Source organism: Streptomyces sp. NPDC090499, assembly GCF_044769305.1.
GTDB lineage: Bacteria > Actinomycetota > Actinomycetes > Streptomycetales > Streptomycetaceae > Streptomyces.
Window position 1 is genome coordinate 1 of the sequence record NZ_JBIVXP010000059.1, and the last position, 1,303, is coordinate 1,303.

Consider the following 1,303-nt stretch of genomic DNA (forward strand, 5'->3'; position numbering starts at 1 on the left):
GCAGCCTCCGAGGGTGATCACCGAGCATGCCGCCGCGCAGTGGGACCTCGAACTGGACGACCTCTTCCTGACCATCGGGCACCGCTTCGGCCGAGTCGAACTCCGCCGACGCATGCGTGACTACGTACGTGGGCTGCTCGCCCCGGTGGCCCGCAAGAACAGCTGGCAGCTCGCCGAACAGGCCGGCCACCCCACGCCCGACGGGCTGCAGCACCTCCTCGCCGGATCGAAGTGGGAGCCCGATCACATCCGCGACGACCTGCAGGAATACGTCGCCGACAAACTCGGCGAGGATAGCGGCGTCCTGATCATCGACGACACAGGCTTCATCAAGAAGGGCACCACCTCAGCCGGGGTCCAGCGCCAGTACTCCGGAACCGCCGGCCGGACGGAAAACTGCCAGATCGGCGTCTTTGCTGCCTACGCCTCCGCCCGCGGCCGGGCTCTGGTCGACCGCGAGCTCTATCTCCCGAAGTCATGGACCGAGGACCGGGAACGCTGCCGCACCGCAAGGGTCCCCGACGAGCGGGAGTTCGCCACCAAAGGCGAACTGGCCCGGCACATCGTGCTGCGGGCCCTCGCCTCGCCACTGCCTATCGCCTGGGTCACCGCGGACTCCGCCTACGGCCAGGACAACCGCCTCCGCCGGCTGCTGGAACAGTCAGGTGTCGGCTACGTACTGGCCGTCCCCAAGTCACAGTTCAGCGTGGGCTGTTCACGGATCGAGGGCCTGTTCGCGCAGGCCCCGGACGAAGCATGGGAGAAGATCTCCTGCGGCGACGGCGCGAAGGGGCCACGCGTCTACCACTGGGCAGCGGTGAGACTGCCGGCCGTCGCCGAGTTCGACTACCAGGGTGAGGTCCCCCACCGGATGCGGTGGGCACTGGCCCGACGCAGCATCAGCAAGCCCGACGAGATCGCCTACTACCTCGCCTACGCACCCCTTCAGACCGTGGTCCAGGAACTGGTACGGGTCGCCGGGACGCGCTGGGCGATCGAAGAGTGCTTCCAGGCCGCGAAGAACGAGTGCGGCCTGGACCAGTACGAAGTCCGCCGCTACCTCGGCTGGTATCGGCACATCACGCTGGTCATGCTCGCGCACGCCTTCCTGGCTGCCACGACACACCAGGCCCAGGAAAAGGGGGCGGAACAGGTGGGGCGGCCGGGGGCATCGGGCTCACAGTGGCGGAGGTTCGGCGACTCCTGGCAACTTGTCGTGCCCAGCCCCCGCACCTGAGCGGACACCGCGGACGACGTCACGCGCTGAGCTGGTCGAACTGGCGCCGCCAGCGCCAAGCAGTCG

1 protein-coding gene is annotated in these 1,303 nt (G+C 68.3%); it reads left to right on the forward strand.

Features of this window, described 5'->3' with window-relative positions; genetic code table 11:
• Positions 1–13 precede the first annotated feature (13 nt).
• Positions 14–1,237, forward strand: a complete 1,224-nt coding sequence (locus tag ACIQVL_RS51565) for an IS701 family transposase (RefSeq protein WP_403479320.1) — start codon at positions 14–16, stop codon at positions 1,235–1,237.
• The last annotated feature ends 66 nt before the right edge of the window (positions 1,238–1,303 follow it).